The 23,419-nt window shown below is 63.2% G+C and carries 18 protein-coding genes; 10 read left to right on the top strand and 8 right to left on the bottom strand.

Features of this window, described 5'->3' with window-relative positions; all coding sequences use genetic code 11:
• Positions 1 to 4: 4 nt before the first annotated feature.
• The 4 genes from APH34_RS02515 to APH34_RS02500 form a co-directional block, all read right to left on the bottom strand.
• Positions 5 to 715: an ABC transporter permease gene (locus tag APH34_RS02515; protein WP_054899597.1), complete on the bottom strand. Its 711-nt coding sequence runs from the start codon at positions 713 to 715 to the stop codon at positions 5 to 7.
• On the bottom strand, positions 712 to 1,431 hold the full coding sequence (locus APH34_RS02510; protein WP_054899596.1) for an ABC transporter permease: 720 nt from the start codon (positions 1,429 to 1,431) through the stop codon (positions 712 to 714). The genes APH34_RS02515 and APH34_RS02510 overlap by 4 nt, the downstream gene beginning before the upstream one ends.
• 123 nt (positions 1,432 to 1,554) lie before the next feature.
• Positions 1,555 to 2,307 (bottom strand): transporter substrate-binding domain-containing protein, encoded by a 753-nt coding sequence (locus APH34_RS02505; protein ID WP_054899595.1) that lies wholly within the window; start codon positions 2,305 to 2,307, stop codon positions 1,555 to 1,557.
• A 21-nt stretch (positions 2,308 to 2,328) separates the two neighbouring features.
• The gene (locus APH34_RS02500) at positions 2,329 to 3,192 is read right to left on the bottom strand and encodes a MurR/RpiR family transcriptional regulator (protein ID WP_054899594.1); all 864 of its coding nucleotides are present in this window, start codon (positions 3,190 to 3,192) and stop codon (positions 2,329 to 2,331) included.
• 143 nt (positions 3,193 to 3,335) lie between these two features.
• Between APH34_RS02500 and APH34_RS02495 the strand changes: the two genes are divergently transcribed.
• The 9 genes from APH34_RS02495 to APH34_RS02455 all read left to right on the top strand — a co-directional run bounded on the left by APH34_RS02495 (position 3,336) and on the right by APH34_RS02455 (position 19,371).
• Positions 3,336 to 4,361, top strand: a complete 1,026-nt coding sequence (locus APH34_RS02495) for an Ldh family oxidoreductase (protein ID WP_054899593.1) — start codon at positions 3,336 to 3,338, stop codon at positions 4,359 to 4,361.
• A gap of 147 nt (positions 4,362 to 4,508) precedes the next feature.
• Positions 4,509 to 5,705, top strand: a complete 1,197-nt coding sequence (locus APH34_RS02490; RefSeq protein WP_054899592.1) for an amino acid aminotransferase — start codon at positions 4,509 to 4,511, stop codon at positions 5,703 to 5,705.
• A gap of 296 nt (positions 5,706 to 6,001) precedes the next feature.
• On the top strand, positions 6,002 to 7,282 hold the full coding sequence (locus APH34_RS02485) for a serine/threonine transporter (protein ID WP_054899591.1): 1,281 nt from the start codon (positions 6,002 to 6,004) through the stop codon (positions 7,280 to 7,282).
• 168 nt (positions 7,283 to 7,450) lie between these two features.
• The gene (gene tpx, locus APH34_RS02480) at positions 7,451 to 7,951 is read left to right on the top strand and encodes a thiol peroxidase (protein ID WP_054899590.1); all 501 of its coding nucleotides are present in this window, start codon (positions 7,451 to 7,453) and stop codon (positions 7,949 to 7,951) included.
• Positions 7,952 to 8,180: 229 nt separating this feature from the next.
• Entirely contained in the window at positions 8,181 to 9,470 is a 1,290-nt protein-coding gene (locus tag APH34_RS02475; RefSeq protein WP_054899589.1) for an MdtA/MuxA family multidrug efflux RND transporter periplasmic adaptor subunit, read from the top strand.
• A complete protein-coding gene (locus APH34_RS02470; protein WP_054899588.1) occupies positions 9,467 to 12,565 on the top strand; it encodes an MdtB/MuxB family multidrug efflux RND transporter permease subunit in 3,099 nt (1,032 codons plus the stop codon). Before APH34_RS02475 ends, APH34_RS02470 begins: the two co-directional genes overlap by 4 nt.
• A complete protein-coding gene (locus tag APH34_RS02465; RefSeq protein WP_054899587.1) occupies positions 12,562 to 15,669 on the top strand; it encodes an efflux RND transporter permease subunit in 3,108 nt (1,035 codons plus the stop codon). Before APH34_RS02470 ends, APH34_RS02465 begins: the two co-directional genes overlap by 4 nt.
• A complete protein-coding gene (locus APH34_RS02460; RefSeq protein ID WP_054899586.1) occupies positions 15,666 to 17,156 on the top strand; it encodes an efflux transporter outer membrane subunit in 1,491 nt (496 codons plus the stop codon). The genes APH34_RS02465 and APH34_RS02460 overlap by 4 nt, the downstream gene beginning before the upstream one ends.
• Before the next feature lie 127 nt (positions 17,157 to 17,283).
• Complete coding sequence (locus tag APH34_RS02455; protein WP_054899585.1) at positions 17,284 to 19,371, top strand: bifunctional diguanylate cyclase/phosphodiesterase; 2,088 nt, start codon at positions 17,284 to 17,286, stop codon at positions 19,369 to 19,371.
• Here the strand turns inward: APH34_RS02455 and APH34_RS02450 are convergent.
• On the bottom strand, positions 19,368 to 19,628 hold the full coding sequence (locus APH34_RS02450) for a DUF1652 domain-containing protein (RefSeq protein WP_054899584.1): 261 nt from the start codon (positions 19,626 to 19,628) through the stop codon (positions 19,368 to 19,370). The two genes, APH34_RS02455 and APH34_RS02450, sit on opposite strands and share 4 nt — an antisense overlap.
• Before the next feature lie 274 nt (positions 19,629 to 19,902).
• The gene (locus APH34_RS02445) at positions 19,903 to 20,550 is read right to left on the bottom strand and encodes a DUF1345 domain-containing protein (RefSeq protein WP_054899583.1); all 648 of its coding nucleotides are present in this window, start codon (positions 20,548 to 20,550) and stop codon (positions 19,903 to 19,905) included.
• Positions 20,551 to 20,711: 161 nt separating this feature from the next.
• On the opposite strand from APH34_RS02445, the gene xerC reads away from it, so the two are divergent.
• Positions 20,712 to 21,626 carry a tyrosine recombinase XerC gene (gene xerC, locus APH34_RS02440; RefSeq protein WP_054899582.1) on the top strand — a complete coding sequence of 305 codons (915 nt, stop codon included), beginning with the start codon at positions 20,712 to 20,714 and terminating at the stop codon, positions 21,624 to 21,626.
• Between the two features lie 55 nt (positions 21,627 to 21,681).
• Here xerC and APH34_RS02435 read toward each other — a convergent pair whose 3' ends face one another.
• The gene (locus tag APH34_RS02435) at positions 21,682 to 21,981 is read right to left on the bottom strand and encodes a hypothetical protein (RefSeq protein WP_054899581.1); all 300 of its coding nucleotides are present in this window, start codon (positions 21,979 to 21,981) and stop codon (positions 21,682 to 21,684) included.
• A gap of 83 nt (positions 21,982 to 22,064) precedes the next feature.
• Positions 22,065 to 23,417: a GntP family permease gene (locus APH34_RS02430; protein WP_054899580.1), complete on the bottom strand. Its 1,353-nt coding sequence runs from the start codon at positions 23,415 to 23,417 to the stop codon at positions 22,065 to 22,067.
• Positions 23,418 to 23,419 lie beyond the last annotated feature (2 nt).

The following is a 23,419-nucleotide window of genomic DNA, read 5'->3' as shown; positions in this document are numbered from 1 at the left end:
TCGGTCAGTTCAAATGGCGGCCCAGGCGGGCCTCCAGGCGTTTGAGCAGGCGCCGTACCAGTTCGACGATCAGCAGGTAGAGCACTGCAGCCCACAGGTAGATCTGGAAGTCGAAGCTGCGCGAAAAGGCCAGCTTGGTCACACCCATCAGGTCGTAGAGGGTTACCAGCGAGGCGATGGCGCTGGCCTTGATCATCAGGATCAGTTCATTGCCCAACGGGCCGATAGCCACCAACAAGGACTGGGGCAGGATCACCTTGAAGAAGGTGGTCGAGCGCTTCAGGTTCAGCGCCTGTGCCGCTTCGTGCTGCCCTGGCGCGACGGCCATCAGGCTGCCGCGGAAAATCTCGGCCTGGTAGGCAGCAGTGTTCAAGGTGAAGGCCAGCAAGGTGCAGAACCAGGCTTCGCGGAAGAACCACCACAGGCCCACGTCCTGCCAGAAACCCTTGAGCGAGCCCAGGCCGTAATAAAGCAGGAACAGCTGCGCCAGCAAGGGCGACCCGCGAAAGAAGTAGATATAGCCGGCGGCCAGGCGCTGCAGCAGCAGGTTGCGGGACATGCGCGCCAGCGCCAGCAAAAGGCCTAACACGGCGCCCAGGCTGAAGGAAATCACCACCAGCTTGGCCGTCACCAGCAGGCCATCGATGAAGCGCGGACCGTAGCGTTCCAGCAGGTCCAGGTCCAGTACCATGCCCAACAGCTGTTCGGCGCTCATGCGCGTGCTCCTTGCAGGTGACGGTTGCTACGCCGTTCGATATAGGCAAACACCCGCCCCGACACCGCGGAGAACAGCAGGTAACCCACGCAGGCGACGCCATAGAAGAACATCGGCTCCTTGGTCACGCTGACGGCCAGGTTGGTCTGGCGCATCAGGTCGACCAGCGAAATGGTCGACACCAGGGAGGTGTCCTTGAGCAACGACAACCAGTTGTTCGAAAGCCCCGGCAAGGCAATGCGCGTCAGTTGAGGCAGCACCACCTTGAAGAACGCCGTGCGTTGGCTCAGGCCCAGGGCCGAGCAGGCTTCCAATTGCCCTTTGGGCAAGGTCTTGAAGGCCGCCAGCCAGATCTCGCTGGAGAACGCGGCGAACACCAGGCTGAAGGCGATCATGGCGGCGAGGAAGGTGTTGATCAGAAACTCGCCTTGATAGCCCAATGCGGCGAGCAGCTTCTGCGCGGCGATCTGGCAGCCGTAGTAGATGATCAACAGAGTCAGCAGTTCGGGCAGGCCGCGGAACACGGTGGAGAAGGTGGTTGCCCAGGCCCGCGGCAGACGCTTGCGCGAACGCGCTGCCAGGGCGACCAGCAGGCCAAGCGGCAGGCCGATGGGCAGGCAGGCGAGTGCCAGGGAGAGGGTCACCAGGGCGCCGGCCAGCAGGGCCTGGCCCCAGCCGCCGCTGGCAAAGGACAGCAAGGACAATTGATCGAGCATGACGTACCCCTTGTGCAGACGGGTCTGGCCCGGTCGCCCGCAAGCCGGCTCACACAGGTTGCTCACTGAACCTGAGCAGTGGCTGTACCTGTGAGGCCGGCGTGCCGGCGATTGAGCCGCAAGTCAGTTGTAGATGTCGAAGGCGAAGTACTTGCTGGCGATCTTCTGGTAGGTGCCGTTGGCGACGATCTCGGCCAGGGCAGTGTTCAGCCGCTGACGCAGTGCGTCGTCGTCCTTGCGTACGGCAATGGCGGCATCGGCCTTGGTCCCGGCCACATCACCCAGTACCTTGCAGCAGTCCTGGCCGTTCTTGTCCATCCACTCGTGCAGCGGGAACTTGTCGGCGATCACCCCGTCCAGGCGACCGGCGGCAAGGTCGGCGTTGGCTTCGTCCATGGTCGGGTACAGCTTCACGTCGGCACCTGCCTTGGCGTAGACGTCCTCGGCGTAGATGGCCTGAGTCGAGGACGACTGGGCGCCCACGGTGTAGCCCTTGAAGGTGCTCTGGGCATCGCTGATCTTGCTGTCCTTGGCCACGGCGACGGTCAGCGGCGTGCGGTAATAGTGGTCGGTGAAGGCGATCTTCTTGCGCCGTTCCTCGGTGTCGATCATCGAGGCGACCACCGCATCGTACTTGCGCGCCATCAGCGCCGGGATGATGCCTTCCCAGTCCTGGGCGACCAGGGTGCACTCGACCTTCATCTGCTCGCACAGGGCGTGGGTGATGTCGATGTCAAACCCGTGCAACTGGTTCTTGGCGTCGACGTAGTTGAAGGGCGGATAGGCCCCCTCGGTGGCGAAGCGCAGGGTTTCGCCGTTGGCCGCACCGGCCAGCAGCAGCGCACATGCACCCACCATAGCCATGGTCTTGTTCATCTTGCACCTCTTGCACTCTTGCTATTGTTGTTTGCCCGCCGTGTAGCCGACGAACTCGTTATGTAGAGCGGCAGTCGCTTCCAAGCGTTTTTCAACATCAGGCCCGAGTTTCTTGCAGACCTCGTTGACCATCAGGTGCACCCACGACAGCATTGCCGAGGTGGATTCCCAGAACAGATTGAATTCGGTGGGGATGCGGAACACCTCGTCGGCATTGGCATCGGCCCAGTCACAGAAGGTGTCGGTCACCAGCGTGACCGGGATGCCCGCCTGGCGCGCCTTATGGCACAGCAGCAGGGCATGACGGGAATAGCGGCGCGCCTCGAAGACCACCAGGGCACTGTGTTCCGGGCGGCCGAGCAGCACTTCGCCGAAGTGCCCGGCGCTGCCGTCCACCGCCTGCACGCCATCGCGCAGGTAGTGCAGCAGGTGGGCCATGCACTGGGCGATGCCGCGCTCGGTCTGAAAGCCGGCGATGAACACCCGTGGCCGCTCTGCCAAGCGCTGTGCCGTGCGGTGCCAGGCCTCGCTGTGGCTGTACTCATGCACCCGCACCAGCGCGGCGATCTCCAGCTCCAGGCTGCCAGCGCGGGTGCGGTCGTCGTGCTGCTGGCGGTATTCCTGCAGGCGATCCCCCACCAGCCATGGGCCATCGCCGAGGTCGTTCTGCAGGTCTTGCTTGAGTGCCTTGAGATGGGCATAACCCAGGGAGCGGCAGAAACGCCCGACACTGGATTCGCTGACGCCCAGTTTGGCGGCGATACTGGCCGAGGTCTGGAACGGCAGTTCGTGCAGGTTGGCGAGCATGTAGCTGGCGATCTTGCGGCCCGAAGCAGCGGCCCCTTGCAGGCTGTTTTCCAGGCGTTGCTTGATCGGCTGGCTCATGGTGCTGTTCCAAGTGAGGCGTGTTCTAGAAAATGGCTGTTTTCTGTCATCAAGTCAATATTTGACAGATAGCTGTCATTTGCAGGACAGTTTTTGTCATTGCCAACGCTGTTGCCATTCCAATTCCAAGAAAGGAGCTTCAGATGTCTGCACCTTCCAACCGTCCGGCCATGCGCATGCCTTTTGCCGAGCTGCAGGGTCTTTTGCAAACGGTTTTCCAGCGTCATGGCTGCAGCGAGGCGGTGGCCCGCGTGCTGGCTCACAACTGCGCCAGCGCCCAGCGCGATGGTGCCCACAGCCACGGCGTGTTCCGCGTTCCGGGTTATGTCTCGACCCTGGCCAGTGGCTGGGTAAATGGCCGCGCCATACCCCAGGTCACCGATGTGGCGCCCGCGTTTGTGCGCGTAGACGCCGGCGGTGGCTTTGCCCAGCCGGCCTTGGCGGCGGCGCGTGCATTGCTGGTCGAAAAGGCGCGCAGTGCCGGCATCGCGGTGCTGGCGATCCACAACTCGCACCATTTCGCCGCGTTGTGGCCTGATGTCGAGCCATTTGCCGATGAAGGCCTGGTGGCACTGAGCGTGGTCAACAGCATGACCTGTGTGGTGCCCCATGGTGCGCGCAAGCCGTTGTTCGGCACCAACCCGATCGCCTTCGCCGCGCCGTGTGCCGGACATGCCCCGATCGTGTTCGACATGGCCACCAGCGCCATGGCCCATGGTGACGTGCAGATCGCCGCCCGCGCCAGCCAGCGGTTGCCTGACGGCATGGGGGTAGGGGCCGATGGCCAGCCAACCAATGACCCTCAGGCGATCCTCGACGGCGGGGCGTTGTTGCCGTTCGGCGGGCACAAGGGCTCTGCGCTGTCGATGATGGTGGAGTTGCTGGCAGCGGCGTTGACAGGGGGGCACTTCTCCTGGGAGTTCGACTGGTCGAACCACCCAGGCGCCAAGACCCCGTGGACCGGGCAGTTGATCATCGTGATCGACCCGAGCAAGGCCGAAGGCGAGCGTTTTGCCTTGCGCAGCCGCGCGCTGGTCGAGCAGATGCAGGCCGTGGGCCTGTCACGGATGCCGGGTGAGCGACGTTATCGCGAGCGGGCAGTGGCCGAGCGGGACGGGGTGGCACTGACCGATCAGGAGTTGCAGGAGCTCGAGGCGCTGGCTGTCTGAACGGCGAGCCCTATAGTGCGCCACCGCGCAGGGCGTCATGCAGGCGTGCATAGACACCCTTGCACATTTGGTGATGTGCTTCGGTGCGACTCCGGGTATCCTCAGGGCAGCCTTTCCGAACTGTCCTGATCCAAGGAGCTGCACGCTGTGTTCAAACATGTCGATGCCTATGCCGGCGACCCGATCCTCTCGTTGATGGAAACCTTCAAGGCCGATCCGCGCGCTGACAAGGTCAACCTGAGTATCGGCCTGTACTACGATGAGGCCGGCGTGGTGCCACAGCTGGCGGCGGTGGATGCGGTGGAGAATCGCATCGCCGGCCAGGCCCACGAGGCCTCGCTGTACCTGCCGATGGAAGGCCTGGCCAGTTACCGCCAGGCGATCCAGGCACTGCTGTTCGGTGCCGACCACCCGGCCGTGACCGGCAAGCGCGTGGCAACCGTGCAGACCGTCGGCGGCTCCGGCGCGCTCAAGGTAGGTGCTGACTTCCTCAAGCGCTACTTCCCGCAGTCCGAAGTCTGGGTAAGCAACCCGACCTGGGACAACCACCGCGCCATCTTCGAGGGTGCCGGGTTCAAGGTGCACAGCTACCCGTACTTCGACCAGGCCAGCCGTGGCGTGGACTTCGACGGCATGCTCGCCGCCCTGCAGGTACTCCCGGCCCACAGTGTGGTGCTGCTGCACCCGTGCTGCCACAACCCTACCGGTGCCGACCTGACTCAGGATCAGTGGCAACACGTGGTGGAGGTGGTCAAGGCGCGCCAGCTGATCCCGTTCCTCGACATCGCCTATCAAGGTTTTGGCGAAGGGTTGGTGGAAGATGCCTACGCCATCCGCGAAATGGCCCGTGCCGGCGTGCCGTGCCTGGTCAGCAACTCCTTCTCGAAGATCTTCTCGCTGTATGGCGAGCGGGTAGGGGGCCTGTCGGTGGTCTGTGACGACGAAACCACCACCCAGAGCGTACTGGGCCAGCTCAAGGCGACCGTGCGCCGCAACTATTCAAGCCCGCCCAACTTCGGCGCACAACTGGTGGCCGGCGTGCTTGGCGATGAGGCCCTGAGCGCGCAGTGGGCGGCTGAAGTGGAGGTGATGCGCAAGCGTATCCTCGACATGCGCCAGGCGTTGGTCGATGCGCTGGCGGTTCTGCTGCCAGGCCAGGACTTCCAGTTCTTCCTGCGCCAGCGTGGGATGTTCAGCTACACCGGTTTCAGCGTCGAGCAGGTCCGTCGCCTGCGTGACGAGTTTGGTGTGTACCTGATCGACAGCGGCCGGGTGTGCATGTCCGGCCTGCGTCCGGCCAACCTGCAACGGGTTGCCGAGGCATTCGCGGCCGTTCAGAAGTAATCCCGCACGGGGCCGCCTTGCGGCCCTTTCGCCGGCCAGCCGGCTTCTACAGTTACAGCGCAGGGCTTGAATTGTGCGCGGTCGCTGTAGGCGCTGGCGTGCCCGCGATGGGTTGCACAGCAGCCCCAAGGTGCAACCCTCCTAGTAAAGGCCAGTGCAACCGTCCCTCGGACGGGGCTTCGCAACCGCCCACTTTCAGTGCACAATCGCGCCCCTCTTTTTGGTTGGGTTGCGCGAAGCGTCTGTTTCGCCATTCCCAGCCCTGTTGCAGTCTTGCGAGTGGAGCTACACCCGGAATGAATGAGCAGGCCCCAAGCGTCGAACGGCGCTATGAAGAATCGAGCCCGGCAGCCCTGGGCCGCTGGTCGCGTCAAGACACCACCTGGATGCTGGGTCTGTTTGGCACCGCCATCGGCGCAGGGACCTTGTTCCTGCCAATCAACGCTGGCCTGGGCGGTTTCTGGCCGCTGTTGATCCTCGCCGCGCTGGCGTTTCCGATGACCTACTACGCCCACCGCGGCCTGACCCGATTTGTCCTCTCCGGGCGCAATGGCGGCGACATCACCGAAGTGGTCGAAGAGCACTTCGGTATCAAGGCCGGCGCACTGATCACGGTGCTGTACTTCTTCGCCATCTTCCCGATCCTGCTTATCTACAGTGTGGCCCTGACCAACACCGTCAGCAGCTTCATGGAACACCAGCTGCACATGGCCCCGCCACCACGGGTCATCCTGTCGTTCGTGCTCATCCTCGGCCTGCTGGCGATCGTGCGCTGCGGCGAACAGGCCACGGTGAAGGTCATGAGCCTGCTGGTCTACCCGTTCATCGTCGCCCTGGCGCTGCTGGGCCTGTACCTGGTACCGCACTGGACCGGCGGTATCCTCGACAGCGCCAACCAGCTGCCGTCGGGTTCGGCGTTCCTGCACACGGTATGGCTGGCGATCCCGGTGATGGTGTTCTCGTTCAACCATTCGCCGATCATTTCGGCCTTTGCCGTTGACCAGAAGCGCCGTTACGGCGAACACGCCGACGAGCGCAGCGGGCAGATCCTGGCCCGTGCCCACCTGCTGATGGTGGCCATGGTGCTGTTCTTCGTGTTCAGCTGCGTGCTGACCCTCGACAGCACACAGCTGGCCGAAGCCAAGGCACAGAACCTGTCGATCCTGTCGTACCTGGCCAACCACTTCAGCAACCCAACGATCGCCTTCGCCGCGCCGTTGATTGCCTTCATCGCCATCGCCAAGTCGTTCCTGGGCCACTACATCGGTGCCAGCGAAGGCCTCAAGGGCATCATCGCCAAGACGGGTGCGCGCCCGGGTGCCAAGGCGCTGGACCGTATGGTTGCCGCGCTGATGCTGGTGGTGTGCTGGATCGTCGCCACCCTCAACCCAAGCATCCTCGGCATGATCGAATCGCTCGGCGGGCCGATCATCGCCGTGCTGCTGTTCCTCATGCCGATGTATGCCATCCGCCGCGTGCCGTCGATGCGCAAGTACAGCGGCGCGCTGTCCAACGTGTTCGTCGTGGTGGTCGGCCTGGTCGCGCTGGCGTCTGTGGTGTACGGCCTGGTGGGCTGATGTTGCGCTGGCGGTAAGACGTGTCCGGGTCGGCTGTCGCCACCCGGGCATTTTTTTGTCCACAAGAAGTGTCCGGCAATCGAACAATTTCACGTTACCCCATAGGCACCCGCCCGCCTTCATGCTTAACTCAGGGTCCTTTTCAAACCCCATACAAGGATTTCGTCCATGGCTCAAGTGACTCTCAAAGGCAACCCGGTTCAGGTCAAAGGCGAACTGCCAAAAGCCGGTGCCCAGGCACCTGCCTTTTCCCTGGTCGGCGAAGGCCTGGCCGACAAGTCGCTGAAGGACTTCGCCGGCAAGCGCAAGGTGCTGAACATCTTCCCGAGCGTCGACACCCCGACCTGCGCCACCTCCGTGCGCAAGTTCAACGCCCAGGCCAACGATGTGGCCAACACCGTGGTGCTGTGCATCTCCGCTGACCTGCCATTCGCCCAAGCGCGCTTCTGCGGTGCCGAAGGCCTGGAAAACGTGAAGAACCTCTCGACCCTGCGCGGCCGTGAATTCCTCGAGAACTATGGCGTCGCCATCGCCGACGGCCCTCTGGCCGGCCTGGCCGCCCGCGCCGTAGTGGTACTGGACGAAAACGACAACGTGCTGCACAGCGAGCTAGTGGGCGAAATCGCTGAAGAGCCGAACTATGAGGCAGCGCTGGCTGTCCTGAAGTAAGGTTGCCGTGAGGGCAGGGCGGTTCAGTGCCGGCCGCGCGGCCTCCCGCCTATCACGCAATACCCTGTAACGGCCCGGAACCCTTTCCGGGCCGTTTTCATTTAAAGTTCAACCTGTTGACAACGTCAGGCAAAGGTAAACCTCTGGTAAAGGGCCTTTGCTAAAACGGTGCCAGTGCTTATCGTTCACCCTCCCCAAGTCGTCACTCCGAACAAGGTTCGTTCAACCCATGCAAGCTTCTGTCTCCCGATCCCCCCGTCGCTGGCTCGTCGGCCTGCTGATCCTGCTGCTGGTGGCCCTGCTGGCCTGGTGGCTGTGGCCCGCCGCAACGCCTGCCCATAAAGAGGCAGGCGGGGGGCGCCCGGGTAAAGGGATGGGCATGGGCGGGCGCCCGGGCTTCGGTGGGTCTACCGACCCGGTGCCGGTGCGGGTCGAGCCGGTGCGGGTGGGCGACTTCCCGCTTTATTACAAGGCCCTGGGCACTGTGACTGCGACCAACACGGTCAATGTGCGCAGCCGGGTGGCCGGTGAGCTGGTGAAGATCCACTTCAAGGAAGGCCAGCAGGTCAAAGCCGGCGACTTGTTGGCCGAAATCGACCCGCGCACCTATCGCATTGCCTTGCAGCAGGCCGAAGGCACCCTGGCGCAGAACCAGGCGCAATTGAAAAACGCCCAGGTCGACCTGGCTCGCTATAAAGGCTTGTACGCCGAAGACAGTATCGCCAAGCAGACCCTCGATACGGCCGAAGCCCAGGTGGCTCAGTTCCAGGGGCTGGTGAAGACCAATCAGGCCCAGGTCAACGATGCGCGCCTGAACCTCGATTTCACCCAGATCCGCTCGCCGATCAGCGGGCGTGTGGGCCTGCGCCAGCTCGACCTGGGCAACCTGGTGGCGGCCAATGACACCACTGCGCTGGTGGTCATCACCCAGACCGAGCCGATCAACGTCGCCTTCACCCTGCCGGAAACTGAGCTCAGCACCGTGCTCGAACGCTACCGCAGCGGCGCCATTCTGCCGGTTGAGGCCTGGGACCGCAGCGATAGCAAGCTGCAGTCGACTGGCGTGCTCGGCAGCATCGACAACCAGATCGACACCACCACCGGCACCCTGAAGTTCAAGGGCCGCTTCGAGAACAAGGACCTGGCCCTGTTCCCCAACCAGTTCGTCAACGTGCGCCTGTTGGCCGACACCCTCAAGCAGGTGGTCATGGCCCCGGCGGCAGCGATCCAGTTCGGCAACGATGGCACCTTTGCCTATGTGGTCAACGCCGAGAACACCGTCAACATCCGCACGCTCAAGGTGGGTGCCAGCGACGGTGAGAACAGTGTGATTCTGGAAGGCCTCAAGGCAGGCGACCGCCTGGTGCTCGAAGGCACCGACCGCCTGCGCGAGGGCACCAAGGTGGAGGTCGTTGAAGACAGCTCGCAAGTGCCGACCACGCCCGGCCAGCACCTGCAGGGCCAGGAGGCCAAGGGCTCGGCCCAGGCCGGTGAAGCGGCAGGTAAGGCGGGCGCATGAACCTGTCACGCCTGTTCATTCTTCGCCCGGTCGCCACCACGCTGAGCATGCTGGCCATCGTCCTGGCCGGCCTGATCGCCTATAAGTTGCTGCCGGTCTCGGCACTACCACAGGTCGACTACCCGACCATCCGGGTCATGACCTTGTACCCGGGCGCCAGCCCTCAGGTCATGACCAGCGCGGTCACCGCGCCGCTGGAGCGCCAGTTCGGGCAAATGCCTGGCCTCACCCAGATGGCCTCGACCAGTTCCGGGGGGGCCTCGGTACTGACCTTGCGCTTTAGCCTGGACATGAACATGGATGTGGCCGAGCAACAGGTGCAGGCTGCGATCAATGCGGCCAGTAATCTGCTGCCCAGCGACCTTCCGGCACCCCCGGTGTACAACAAGGTCAACCCGGCAGACACACCGGTGCTGACCCTGGCCATCTCGTCCAAGACCATGCCGTTGCCCAAACTCAACGACCTGGTGGACACCCGCGTGGCGCAGAAGCTTGCCCAGATCAGCGGTGTAGGTATGGTCAGCATTGCCGGCGGCCAGCGCCAGGCCGTGCGGATCAAGGTCAACGTCGATGCACTGGCCGCCAACGGCCTCAACCTTGACGATGTGCGCACCCTTATCGGCGCCTCCAACGTCAACCAGCCCAAGGGCAACTTCGATGGCCCGACCCGTGTGTCGATGCTCGACGCCAACGACCAGCTGCGTTCCCCCGAGGAGTACGCCAACCTTATCCTGGCCTACAACAACGGTGCACCGCTGCGCCTGAAGGACGTCGCCGAAATCGTCGATGGAGCAGAGAATGAACGCCTGGCAGCCTGGGCCAACCAGAACCAGGCGGTGCTGCTGAACATCCAGCGCCAGCCGGGAGCCAACGTCATCGAGGTGGTCGACCGTATCAAGGAGTTGCTGCCGTCGATCACCGACAACCTGCCGGCTGGGCTCGACGTGTCGGTGCTCACCGACCGTACCCAGACCATCCGCGCTGCAGTCAAGGACGTGCAGCACGAGTTGCTGATCGCCATCGCCCTGGTAGTGATGGTCACGTTCGTCTTCCTGCGCCGCTTCAGCGCCACCATCATTCCCTCGATTGCCGTACCGCTGTCCTTGGTCGGTACCTTCGGTGTGATGTACCTGGCCGGTTTTTCGATCAACAACCTGACCCTCATGGCGCTGACCATCGCCACCGGTTTCGTGGTCGATGATGCCATCGTCATGCTGGAGAACATCTCGCGGCATATCGAGGAAGGCGAGACACCCCTGCAAGCCGCGCTCAAGGGTGCGCGGCAGATCGGCTTCACCCTGATATCGCTGACGTTCTCGCTGATTGCCGTGTTGATTCCGCTGCTGTTCATGGCCGATGTGGTCGGCCGGCTGTTCCGTGAGTTTGCCATCACCCTGGCGGTGGCTATCCTGATTTCGCTGGTGGTTTCGCTGACCCTGACGCCGATGATGTGCGCGCGCCTGCTTAAGCGCGAACCCAAGGAAGAAGAACAGGGCCGGTTCTACCGGGCCAGTGGCGCCTGGATCGACTGGTTGATCGAACACTACGGCCGTGGCCTGCAGTGGGTGCTCAAGCATCAGCTGTTGACGCTGCTGGTGGCGGTGGCCAGCCTGGCACTGACCGTGATCCTGTACATGATGGTGCCCAAAGGCTTCTTCCCGGTGCAGGACACCGGGGTGATCCAGGGGATTTCCGAGGCGCCGCAATCGACCTCGTTCGCCGCCATGAGCGAACGTCAGCAGGCCCTGAGCAAGGTGATTCTGCAGGACCCGGCGGTGCAGAGCCTGTCTTCCTACATCGGCGTGGACGGTGACAACGCCACGCTGAACAGTGGCCGCCTGCTGATCAACCTCAAACCCCACGGCGAGCGCGACGTCACCGCCGGTGAAGTGATCAGCCGGTTGCAACCGCAGCTGGACAAGCTGGTCGGTATCCGGCTGTTCATGCAGCCGGTACAGGACCTGAGCATCGAGGACCGGGTCAGCCGCACTCAGTACCAGTTCAGCCTGTCGTCGCCCGACGCCGACATGCTCGCGCAGTGGAGCGGCAAGCTGGTGCACGCGCTGCAGCAGCGCCCCGAGTTGCAAGATGTGGCCAGCGACCTGCAGGACAAAGGCCTGCAGGTGTACCTGGTGATCGACCGGGACATGGCCAGCCGCCTGGGCATCAACGTCGCGCAGATCACCAACGCCCTGTACGACGCCTTCGGCCAACGGCAGATCTCGACTATCTATACCCAGGCCAGCCAATACCGCGTGGTGCTGCAGTCGCGCGATGCGTCGAGCATCGGCCCGCAGGCGCTGGAGTCGATCCATGTCAAGGCCAGCGACGGCGGCCAGGTACGCCTGTCGGCACTGGCACGGATCGAGCAGCGCCAGGCGCAGCTGGCGATTTCGCACATTGGCCAGTTCCCGGCGGTGATGATGTCGTTCAACCTGGCCCATGGCGCCTCACTGGGCGAGGCGGTCCAGGTGATCGAGCAGGTGCAGCAGCAGATCGGCATGCCGATCGGTGTGCAGACCAAGTTCCAGGGTGCCGCCGAAGCCTTCCAGGCATCGCTGTCGAGCACCTTGCTGCTGATTCTGGCCGCTGTGGTGACCATGTACATCGTGCTGGGCGTGCTGTACGAAAGCTACATTCACCCGGTGACCATCCTCTCGACCTTGCCGTCGGCTGCGGTCGGCGCCTTGCTGGCGCTGATACTCAGTGGCAACGACCTGGGCATGATCGCCATCATCGGCATCATCCTGTTGATCGGTATCGTCAAAAAGAACGCGATCATGATGATCGACTTCGCCCTCGAGGCTGAGCGTCACCAGGGCATGACCCCGCAGGATGCCATCTACCAGGCGGCGCTGTTGCGCTTCAGGCCGATTCTGATGACCACCCTGGCGGCCTTGTTCGGTGCCGTGCCGCTGATGCTGGCCACCGGTTCGGGCGCCGAGCTGCGCCAGCCGCTGGGCCTGGTGATGGTCGGCGGACTGCTGGTCAGCCAGGTGCTGACCTTGTTCACCACCCCCGTCATCTACTTGTACTTCGACCGCCTGGCACGCCGCTGGCGCCCGGCCCCCGATACCCAGAAGGCCCAGGCATGAACCTGTCCGGCCCGTTCATTCGCCGGCCGGTGGCGACCATGCTGCTGAGCCTTGCGATCATATTGCTCGGCGGCGTCAGCTTCGGCCTGTTGCCGGTGGCACCCCTGCCGCAGATGGACTTCCCGGTGATCGTGGTGCAGGCCAACCTTGCGGGGGCCAGCCCCGAGGTCATGGCCTCCACGGTGGCTACACCCCTGGAGCGCAAGCTCGGCACCATCGCCGGTGTCACCACGCTGACCAGCAGTTCCAACCAGGGTTCGACCCGGGTAATCATCGGGTTCGAGCAGGGGCGCGACATCGATGGCGCGGCGCGTGAGGTGCAGGCAGCCATTAATGCCACCCGCAACCTGCTGCCCAGTGGCATGCGCAGTATGCCCACCTACAAGAAGATCAACCCGGCGCAGGCGCCGATCATGGTGCTGTCGCTGACCTCTGACGTGCTGCAGAAGGGCCAGCTGTACGATCTGGCCGACACCATTCTGTCGCAGAGCCTGGCCCAGGTGAGTGGCGTAGGCGAGGTGCAGATCGGCGGCAGCTCGCTGCCGGCCGTGCGTATTGCCGTCGAGCCACAACTGTTGAACCAGTACAGCCTGTCGCTGGACGACGTGCGCACGGCGGTAGCCAACGCCAACCAGCGTCGGCCCATGGGCTTCGTCGAGGACAGCGAACGCAGCTGGCAGGTACGCGCCAACGACCAGCTGGAAAAGGCCAAGGACTACGAGCCGATCGTTATCCGCCAGCAAGACGGCACCATTCTGCGCCTGGGAGACGTGGCGACCATCACCGACGGCGTCGAGAACCGCTACAACAGCGGCTTTTTCAACGACCAGAGTGCCGTGCTGCTGGTGGTCAATCGCCAGACCGGCGCCAACATCATCGAGACGGTCGACCAGATCCACGCGCAGTTGCCGGCGTTGCAGTCGCTGCTGCCAGCCAGCGTCCAGCTGAACGTCGCCATGGACCGCTCACCGGTGATCAAGGCCACCCTCAAGGAGGCCGAGCACACCCTGCTGATCGCCGTGGTGCTGGTGATCCTGGTGGTCTACCTGTTCCTGGGCAGCTTGCGCGCCTCGTTGATCCCGAGCCTGGCAGTGCCCGTGTCCCTGGTGGGCACCTTCGCGGTGATGTACCTGTGCGGGTTTTCCCTGAACAATCTGTCGCTGATGGCGCTGATCCTCGCCACCGGCCTGGTGGTGGACGATGCCATCGTGGTGCTGGAGAACATCTCCCGGCACATCGAGGACGGCCAGCCACCGATGCGCGCAGCGTTTCTCGGCGCCAAGGAAGTCGGCTTCACCTTGCTGTCGATGAACGTTTCGCTGGTGGCCGTGTTCGTTTCGATCCTGTTCATGGGCGGCATCGTGCGCAACCTGTTCCAGGAGTTCTCGATCACCCTGGCGGCGGCGATCATCGTTTCGCTGGTGGTATCGCTGACCCTCACGCCGATGCTCTGCGCCCGCTGGCTCAAGCCGCACCGCGCCGAGCCTACCCGGCTGCAGCGCTGGAGCGACAGGGTGCACAAACGCATGGTGGATGGCTATGACCGCAGCCTGGGCTGGGTCTTGCGCCACAGGCGGTTGACCTTGATCAGCCTGCTGGCAACCATCGGCATCAACATCGCCCTATACGTGGTGGTACCCAAAACGCTGATCCCCCAGCAGGACACGGGCCAGCTGATGGGCTTTATCCGCGGTGACGACGGCCTGTCGTTCAGCGTGATGCAGCCGAAAATGGAGATCTACCGCCGCGCCTTGCTGGCCGACCCGGCCGTGCAGAGCGTTGCTGGCTTCATCGGCGGTAACAGCGGCACCAACAATGCCATGGTCCTGGTGCGCCTGAAGCCGATCAGCGAGCGCAAGCTCGACGCACAGAAGGTCATCGAGCGGCTGCGCAAAGAAATGCCCAAAGTGCCTGGCGGGCGGCTGTACCTGATGGCCGACCAGGACCTGCAACTGGGCGGTGGCGGCCGTGACCAGACCTCCTCGCAATACCTGTACACCTTGCAGAGCGGCGACCTCGCAGCCCTGCGAGAATGGTTCCCCAAGGTGGTGGCCGCAGTGCGTGCGCTGCCTGAGCTCACGGCCATCGACGCCCGCGACGGCTCCGGCACCCAGCAGGTGACCCTGGTGGTCGACCGTGACCAGGCCAAGCGCCTGGGCATCGACATGGACATGGTCACCACGGTGCTCAACAACGCCTACAGCCAACGGCAGATCTCGACGATCTACGACAGCCTCAACCAATACCAGGTGGTACTGGAGATCAACCCCAAATACGCCTGGGACCCGAGTACCCTGGAGCAGGTGCAAGTGATCACCAGCGACGGTGCGCGCGTGCCGCTGTCGACCATCGCCCACTACGAGAACAGCCTGGCCAACGACCGCGTCAGCCACGAGGGCCAGTTCGCCTCCGAAGACATCGCCTTCGATGTTGCCGAAGGCTACAGCCCTGACCAGGCCATGGCCGCAGTGGAGCGGGCAGTGGCCAAGCTCGGCCTGCCTGAGGAAGTGATCGCCAAGCTCGGCGGTACCGCCGACGCCTTTGCCAAGACCCAGCAAGGCCAGCCATTCATGATCCTCGGCGCGCTGGTGCTGGTTTACCTGGTGCTGGGCATTCTGTACGAAAGCTACATCCACCCGCTGACCATCCTTTCGACCTTGCCCTCGGCGGGGGTCGGTGCCTTGCTGGCGCTGTACGTCACCGGCGGCGAGTTCAGCCTGACCTCGCTGCTGGGGCTGTTCCTGTTGATCGGCGTGGTGAAGAAAAACGCCATCCTGATGATCGACCTGGCCCTGCAACTGGAGCGCCACCAGGGCATGACGCCGGAAGAGTCGATCCGCCGGGCTTGCCTGCTGAGGCTGCGGCCGATCCTGATGACCACCCTGGCGGCCATCCTCGGTGCCTTGCCGTTGCTGCTCAGTCGCGCCGAGGGTGCAGAAATGCGCCAGCCGCTGGGTTTGACCATCATCGGCGGGCTGGTCTTCAGCCAAGTCCTGACCCTTTATACGACGCCGGTGGTGTACCTGTACCTGGACCGCTTGCGTCACCGATTCAACCATTGGCGCGGCGTGCGCACCGATGCCGCTCTGGAAACTCCGCTATGAACTTTGCCCAGACTCCACTCCACCGTGCCCTGCAACTGCTGACCCGTGGCCGCGGTTCGCGCCTGGTTGGCGCCGGGCTGTGTGTGGCGCTGCTCAGTGCCTGTACCCTGAGCCCGGACTACCATCGTCCTGAACTGAGCACACCTGCGCAGTACAAGCAGGCCGAAGGCTGGACCCAGGCCAACCCGTCCGATGCCATCACTCGGGGTGCCTGGTGGGAAGTCTATGGTGATGCCGGGCTTAACGCGCTGGTTGAGGAACTCAACCGCAGCAACCAGACTGTGGCGCAGTCCGAAGCCCAGTACCGCCAGGCCCAGGCGCTGGTGCGCAGCAGCCGTGCTTCGCTGTTCCCCAGCCTCGATTTGAGCGCCAGCAAGAACCGTTCGGCGCAAGGCACCGGCAGCTCCAGCTCGAGCCTGTCCAACAACAGCAGCGGTATCCGCAACACCTACAACGCGCAGCTCGGCGTGAGTTGGGAAATCGACCTGTGGGGCAAGCTGCGCGAGGCCATGAATGCCAATGAGGCCAGTGCCCAGGCCAGTTTTGCCGACCTGGCCGCGATCCGCCTCAGCCAGCAGTCCGAATTGGTGCAGAACTACCTGCAGTTGCGCGTGATCGATGAGCAGAAGCGCCTGCTGGAAGCCACCGTCGCGGCCTATGAGCGCTCGTTGCGGATGAACCAGAACCAGTACCGCGCTGGTGTGGCCGGTCCCGATGCCGTGGCCCAGGCCCGTACCCAGCTCAAAAGCACCCAGGCCGATCTGATCGACCTGATCTGGCAGCGTGCCCAGTTCGAGAACGCCATTGCTGTGCTGCTGGGCAAGGCGCCTGCGCAATTTTCGCTGGCAGACAGCAAGACCATTCCCGCCTTGCCGCAGGTACCGGTCACGCTGCCGTCGCAATTGCTGGAACGGCGCCCGGACATCGCTTCGGCAGAACGTAATGTCATGGCTGCCAACGCGAACATCGGTGTGGCACGTGCCGCCTACTTCCCGGACTTGAGCCTGAGCATGAATGGCGGCTATTCCAGCAGCAGTTTCAGCAACTGGATCGAGCTGCCCAACCGCTACTGGTCGGTCGGCCCCCAATTGGCCCTGACCCTGTTCGATGCCGGCAAGCGCAGCGCCGAGGTGGACCGCACTGTCGCGGTCTATGACCAGACGGTGGCGCAGTACCGCCAGACTGTGCTCGATGGCTTCAAGGAGGTAGAGAACTACCTCGTTCAGCTCAAGGTGTATGCCGATGAGGCGGTGGTGCGCCAGGAAGCCCTGGATGCCGCCCGCGAATCGTTGCGCCTGACCGAGAACCAGTACCGTGCAGGGCTGATCGGCTATCTGGATGTGGTCAATGTGCAGACCACGGCGCTGAGCAACGAGCGCAGTGCGCTGAACCTGCTGCAGGGGCGGTTGGTGGCGAGCGTGCAACTGATCGCCGCGCTGGGCGGCGGTTGGGATGCAGAGCAGGCATTTTCCCAAGAAGGTCGTTGACCAAAGGTGAGGGCATGGGCGGTCTCCTCTGGGGGCTGTCTGTTCGCAAAATCCCGTGCGTTTCGCCAACGCTTGAGTACAATCGTCAGCTTTTCGCGGGCCCCCTGTCCCGACGCTGGAACTTCCAATGCTGACCGGTAGTTACTCCTCTTCGCTGGTGTTGATTTCACTGTGCGTGGCCATTCTTGCCTCCTATACCGCCCTTGACCTGTCCGGCCGCATTGCCACGGCCAAGGGCCGGGCCGTCTACCTCTGGATGGGCGGGGGGGCATTGGCGATGGGGATAGGGGTGTGGTCGATGCACTTCATCGGCATGCTCGCCTTCAGCCTGCCGGTGGATCTGGGCTACGACATTGGCCTCACCGCATTTTCATTACTTATCGCCATACTGTCGTCAGGGTTCGCCCTATGGTTGGTGAGTCAGCCACGCCTGCCGCTGTTGCAGCTGGCCTTTGGCGCGCTGGTCATGGGCGCCGGTATCGCCTGCATGCACTACACCGGCATGGCGGCGCTGCGCATGCTCCCGGGGATCGATTACGACCCGGGACTGTTCGGGGCGTCGCTGGCCATCGCCGTGGGTGCATCGGCGGCCGCCTTGTGGATCGCCTTCCGCCTGCGCCAGCACACGCCCTATGTCCGGCAGATCCGTGGCATGGCGGCGGTGCTGATGGGGCTTGCCATCGTCGGCATGCACTATACCGGCATGGCCGCGGCGAACTTCCCTGAGGGCAGCTTCTGCGGTGCCCTGGCGGGTGGCTTGCGAGGCGAGGGCCTGGTCTATCTGGTGCTCATCACCACCTTGGCGGTACTCGCGGTGGCGTTGCTGACGTCGGTGCTGGACGCTCGCCTGGAGGCCCGCACTGCGGAACTGGCCCGTTCGCTTACCCTGGCCAACCAAGAGCTGACCCAGCTGGCTTTGCATGACACCTTGACAGGGTTGCCGAACCGCACGCTGCTGTCCGACCGCATCGAGCAGGCGATTGGCAAGGTGGCAGAGCAGGGCGGTTGTTTTGCGCTGATGTTCATCGATCTGGATGGTTTCAAACCGGTCAATGACGCGTTTGGTCACCATGTCGGCGATCTGCTGCTCAAGGCGGTAGCTGCACGTTTGCGTGGCCACCTGCACAGTCAGGACACCCTGGCACGCATTGGCGGCGACGAGTTCGTATTGCTGGTGGAACTGCAGGAGCCGGACGACGCCATGGATGTGGCCGTCAAGCAGGTCAACCTGGTGTCGCGGGCGTTCCGCGTGGCCGAGCATGACCTGCAATTGACTGCGAGCCTGGGTATTGTCCTGTACCCCGGTAACGGCCAGGACCAGCAGGAGTTGCTACGCAACGCCGATGCCGCCATGTACCACGCCAAAAGCGGCGGCAAGAACGGCTACAGTTTCTTCGATGTCTCGATGAACAGTAACGCCCGCCAGCAGCTGCAACTGCTGCAAGACCTGCGCATGGCCCTTGAACAGCGCCAGTTCCGCTTGCACTACCAACCCAAGTTCGACGCCCAGGCGTGCCAGCCGATCGGCGCCGAGGCGTTGCTGCGCTGGGAGCACCCACAGCATGGCCTGCTGTTGCCGGATCGTTTCATAGGCTTGGCGGAGAAGACCGGCCTGATCATCCCGATTGGTGAGTGGGTACTGGACGAAGCCTGCCGGCAGATGCGTCAGTGGCTGGACCAAGGGCACCTGCAATGGCGTATGGCGGTCAACCTGTCTGCCATTCAGTTCTGTCACGCCGGCCTCGTCGACAGTGTTGCCCGCGCATTGCACGATAGCGGCTTGCCGGCGAACCACCTGACCTTGGAAATCACCGAAACCACGGCGATGCATGATGCCGATGCCAGCCTGACGGTATTGCAGCGTTTGTCCGACATGGGGGTGGACCTGTCGATCGACGATTTCGGGACTGGTTATTCCAGCTTGATGTACCTCAAGCGCTTGCCCGCCAATGAACTGAAGATCGACCGCGGCTTCGTGCGTGACCTTGAGCATGACAGCGACGATGCCGCAATCGTCTCGGCGATTGTCGCGCTGGGTCAGGCCTTGGGGCTGCGTATCGTGGCCGAAGGGGTGGAAACCGACCGCCAGCAGGATTTTCTGACCCGCTTGGGCTGCGATTCGCTGCAAGGCTATTTACTCGGCCAGCCGGTGCCAGCCGAGCAGTTCATGGGGACATTGCAGGCGTTGCACGCCGGTGCCGACGCGTTGGCTTAACCGGCGTCACGCAGGACGAAGGCGGGCAGAAAGGCATCCATCTCAGCCTCGACAGCCTCGATGATGCGTTCGACATCCGCCGCCGCCATGATGGAGGTGCACGGGATACCGGCAATGGCCAGCAAGGTCTCGCCCGTGGCCCTGTCGAACAGGCGGGCAATCATGCTGCGCGGCGCATCCATGCTGGCTTCGAAGCCCAGCGGGTGGAAGTGCCAGCGCATCACCTGGCAGGCGTTGGGGAACGTCATCTTGTTCATGCCAGCCTCCTTGTCCATGCCTGGACGCGGTGATTGGTTGGCCGCGAGCACGGCCGCCGGGAAACTAACCATAGCACCTGGCTGGGCAGCGCTGCGGTGAAAACCAGACCGATGTACTGATGCATGACGCCGTTCACACATCGCTCTTGGACGCCGTTTGGCAGCAAATGGCGTGGCAAACGTTTTCTCTGCACAGCGGCAGTAATCCTGATGCTCGGCTCTGCTATTTTTAACCCCGGTTTGACGCACGACATTTTCGGACGAGCGGCGCGTGCTAGCCGAGCAGGCCGGCGGCGATATTGATGGTGAACCCGATAATCGCTGTATTGAAGATGAACCCGATCAGTGAATGGGCCAGCACCACCCGGCGCATGCCTCGGCCTGCGACGCCAACGTCGGATGTTTGCACGGCAACGCTGATGGTGAACGAGAAGTAATGGAAGTCCCAGTAATCGGGGTTGCGTTCGCCGTCGGCGAAGCGCAGCACAGGTTCGCGCCCGTTGCTGGTATAGAACAGCCGAGCGTAGTGCAGGCTGAAGATGCAGCCGATCAGCAACCAGGAGCCCGCCACTGTCAAACCGGTGTAAAGGTAGTGCAGCGCCAGGGCGTTGCCCTGCAGGCCAAGGCTGGACACCAGTTGCAGCGTCACCGCCGCAAGGCTGGCAACAGCGGCAATGCTGACGGTGAACAGCACCAGGCCGGCGTTTTCGTCCTCCACCTGGGCAACGTTACGAACCCGGTCGGGCGTCGCCCGGCACGTCAGCCATAGCACCAGCACCAGGTACAGCCACACCCCCAGGTTCCAGCCGGCCAGGATATGCTGGATGATGTCGGCAGCCGGGATCAGCCAGGCGCCGCTGATGCCGACCAGCGCGGCGATGCTCAGGCGGGGATGGGTACGCGTCAGACAGTGAAGGGCCATGGAGTCTCATCGACAGGGAGTCATGGCTACCACGATAGCCTATGGGATAACATTTCGGCTCATGCCCGTGTCAAATCCCTTGAAAAATCAAGGTAATGGCATTGTTCGCTTCACGCCTGGAGGCTATCGCTCGCGCCAGGCTTCGCTACAGGATTCACGTTTTGTCCGACCTTTCACAAAATCCGCTGTTGCAGTACCTGGCACGGCTGGCCCCCTCCAGCCAGCAGACCATGCGCTATATCCTTCAGGACGCCGCCGACCGGCTTGGTTTCGTCGATTGCAACCTGGTCGACGTGCCATGGCATCGGCTGGAGCCGGGTCAGGTGATTGCCCTGGTAGCGGCCCTGCGCGCCGACGGCTACGCCCCCAACAGTTCATCACTTTATGTGAACGCTGTACGCGGGGTAATGAACGAAGCCTGGCGCCAAGGCCTCATCGGCCACGAGCAGTTGCTGCGTATCCGGGAAGTCAAACCGGCAACGGGCAGCCGCCTGCCGCCTGGGCGCAACCTGCGCCGCAGCCTGATCCGTGAATTGATGGACGTGTGCGCTGCTGACCCACGTCCCCAGGGCGTACGTGATGCGGCGATCATCGCCTTGCTGTACGGCACGGGCATGCGCAAGTCAGAGTCAGTGGACATAGACCTTGACCAGGTAGACTTCGAAGCACGCTGCCTTCAAGTGCTGGGCAAGGGCAACCGGCAGTTGATCAAGTACGCCCCGGCCTGGGCTTTTGAAAAGCTTCAGGCCTGGTTGGACCTGCGTCGCGAGGCCTTGCCTGAGGGCGCATCGGACGATCCGTTCCTGTTCAACCGCATCCGCCGGGGCAACCACATCACCCGCGCGCGCATCACCAAGCATGCGATTTACTACATCGCACGCCAACGGGGGGCACAAGTCGGGGTGAAGATCATGCCCCATGATTTCCGCCGGGCATTCATCACCCGGGTAATCGAGGAGCATGACCTGTCGATTGCGCAGAAGCTGGCCCACCATGCCAATATCCAGACCACTGCCAGTTATGACCGGCGGGATGACAACGAACGGCGGCGCGCGGTGGACCGGTTCGATTACTAGCCAGTGCCGCTGGCCCCTGGCGTGTCGAGTTTGGGGCGCTAGGGCGCCTTGATGCCTATTGGCTGCGGCCGCCCTCGGCAGCCCCCGACCCTGCGCTGCCTTCCGAGCCACTGCCATCCATCCCGGGCAGGTCGCGGTTGTCATTCTGCCGGGCGGGTGGACTCTCCGGGTCGTTACCCTGGATCCGTGGGTCAGTATCCCGAGGCATAGGCTTTTCGATTGGGTTGAGCGTGCTGTCGACCCCCGGCTGAGGAGCCGGATTGTGTGGGTCGTCGGGGTAGGTCGGGCCGGTGCCGACCGCCAGGGCCAGCGGCGAAGCAAGCAGGGCGGCGAGCAGCAGGGTTGATCGAATCATGGGGCAGTCTCCTTTGCGAGGTAGGGCGGTATTACTGTTCGGCCCTACCCGCAACGACAAGGTGCCATTACCCCGATCAGCGGTCACACCACCATCGACAGCAACATGATGAAGAGGATGCCGACCACTGAAAGAATGGTCTCCATCATGCTCCAGGTCTTGAAGGTTTCAGCCACGGTCATGTTGAAGTACTGCTTCACCAGCCAGAAGCCAGCATCGTTCACGTGGGACAGAATCAGTGACCCGGCGCCGGTGGCCAGCACCAGCAATTCGCGGTTGACCCCGGGTACCAAGTCGATTACCGGGGCGACAATGCCAGCGCCGGTAATGGTCGCCACTGTCGCCGAGCCCGTGGCGATGCGGATCACCGCCGCCACCAGCCAGGCGAGCATGATGGGCGAGATCTCCGCCTGCACTGCCATCTGCCCGATCACGTTGCCGACCCCGGTATCTACCAGCATCTGCTTGAAGCCGCCCCCCGCGCCGACAATCAGCACGATGGCTGCCGTCGGTGCCAGGCTCTGATCAAGCATTTTCATGATCTGCTGGCGGTTGAAGCCCCGCGCCGAGCCGAAGGTATAGAACGCCAGCAGCAAGGCGGCGAGCAGGGCCGTGATGGGGTGCCCGATCAGGTCCATCCACTGACGAATGATGTGCTCGGCCGGCAGCACTACGTCAGCAAAGGTCTTGAGCAGCATCAACGCCACCGGTAGCAGCACGGTGACCAGCGTGATGGTGAAGCTGGGCAGGTTGCTTTGGTCGGATTCCTTGGCAATCTGGTCCATCAGCGCCTGCGAGGGGTTGCCGGGGATGTAGCGGGCAATGAAGTTGCCGTACAGCGGCCCGGCGATGATTGCCGTAGGCAGCGCAATTAGCAGGCCGTAAAAGATGGTTTTGCCGATGTCGGCGTGGAAAATGCCAATCGCCAGCAAAGGCCCAGGATGCGGTGGCACCAGCCCATGCACCACAGACAGCCCGGCCAGCAGCGGGATGCCGATCTTGATCAGGGAAACGCCCGAACGTCGAGCGACAATGAATACCAGCGGTATCAGCAGCACAAAGCCAATTTCGAAGAACAGCGGGATGCCAACCAGGAAGGCGGCGAACATCATGGCCCAGTGCACGTTCTTCTTGCCAAAGGCGCGGATCAAGGTTTGCGCGATCTGATCGGCGCCGCCGGAGTCGGCCATCAGCTTGCCGAGCATGGTACCCAGCGCGAGGACGATGCCGACAAAGCCCAGCACGCCACCGAACCCGTCCTGGAACGACTTCATGACCTTGGCCACCGGCATGCCGGAGGTCAGGCCGAGGAAGCCCGCCGCCAGGGTTAGGGCGACGAAGGGGTGAACTTTGAAATGGGTGATCAGCAGGATCAGCCCGACGATGGTTACCAGAGCGTCGAGCAGCAGGTAGGTATCTGTAGCCAGTCCGAACATGG

It is taken from the genome of Pseudomonas sp. NBRC 111131 (assembly GCF_001320525.1).
In the GTDB taxonomy this organism is placed as follows: domain Bacteria; phylum Pseudomonadota; class Gammaproteobacteria; order Pseudomonadales; family Pseudomonadaceae; genus Aquipseudomonas; species Aquipseudomonas ceruminis.
This window is presented reverse-complemented; position numbering and strand designations above follow the sequence as displayed.

Excerpts from the sequence above, each read along its gene's own strand:
- APH34_RS02515 (WP_054899597.1), bottom strand. The coding sequence starts at position 715 with ATGAGCGCCGAACAGCTGTTGGGCATGGTACTGGACCTGGACCTGCTG.
- APH34_RS02510 (WP_054899596.1), bottom strand. The coding sequence starts at position 1,431 with ATGCTCGATCAATTGTCCTTGCTGTCCTTTGCCAGCGGCGGCTGGGGC.
- APH34_RS02505 (WP_054899595.1), bottom strand. The coding sequence starts at position 2,307 with ATGAACAAGACCATGGCTATGGTGGGTGCATGTGCGCTGCTGCTGGCC.
- APH34_RS02500 (WP_054899594.1), bottom strand. The coding sequence starts at position 3,192 with ATGAGCCAGCCGATCAAGCAACGCCTGGAAAACAGCCTGCAAGGGGCC.
- APH34_RS02495 (WP_054899593.1), top strand. The coding sequence starts at position 3,336 with ATGTCTGCACCTTCCAACCGTCCGGCCATGCGCATGCCTTTTGCCGAG.
- APH34_RS02485 (WP_054899591.1), top strand. The coding sequence starts at position 6,002 with ATGAATGAGCAGGCCCCAAGCGTCGAACGGCGCTATGAAGAATCGAGC.
- tpx (WP_054899590.1), top strand. The coding sequence starts at position 7,451 with ATGGCTCAAGTGACTCTCAAAGGCAACCCGGTTCAGGTCAAAGGCGAA.
- APH34_RS02475 (WP_054899589.1), top strand. The coding sequence starts at position 8,181 with ATGCAAGCTTCTGTCTCCCGATCCCCCCGTCGCTGGCTCGTCGGCCTG.
- APH34_RS02470 (WP_054899588.1), top strand. The coding sequence starts at position 9,467 with ATGAACCTGTCACGCCTGTTCATTCTTCGCCCGGTCGCCACCACGCTG.
- APH34_RS02465 (WP_054899587.1), top strand. The coding sequence starts at position 12,562 with ATGAACCTGTCCGGCCCGTTCATTCGCCGGCCGGTGGCGACCATGCTG.
- APH34_RS02460 (WP_054899586.1), top strand. The coding sequence starts at position 15,666 with ATGAACTTTGCCCAGACTCCACTCCACCGTGCCCTGCAACTGCTGACC.
- APH34_RS02455 (WP_054899585.1), top strand. The coding sequence starts at position 17,284 with ATGCTGACCGGTAGTTACTCCTCTTCGCTGGTGTTGATTTCACTGTGC.
- APH34_RS02450 (WP_054899584.1), bottom strand. The coding sequence starts at position 19,628 with ATGAACAAGATGACGTTCCCCAACGCCTGCCAGGTGATGCGCTGGCAC.
- APH34_RS02445 (WP_054899583.1), bottom strand. The coding sequence starts at position 20,550 with ATGGCCCTTCACTGTCTGACGCGTACCCATCCCCGCCTGAGCATCGCC.
- APH34_RS02435 (WP_054899581.1), bottom strand. The coding sequence starts at position 21,981 with ATGATTCGATCAACCCTGCTGCTCGCCGCCCTGCTTGCTTCGCCGCTG.
- APH34_RS02430 (WP_054899580.1), bottom strand. The coding sequence starts at position 23,417 with ATGTTCGGACTGGCTACAGATACCTACCTGCTGCTCGACGCTCTGGTA.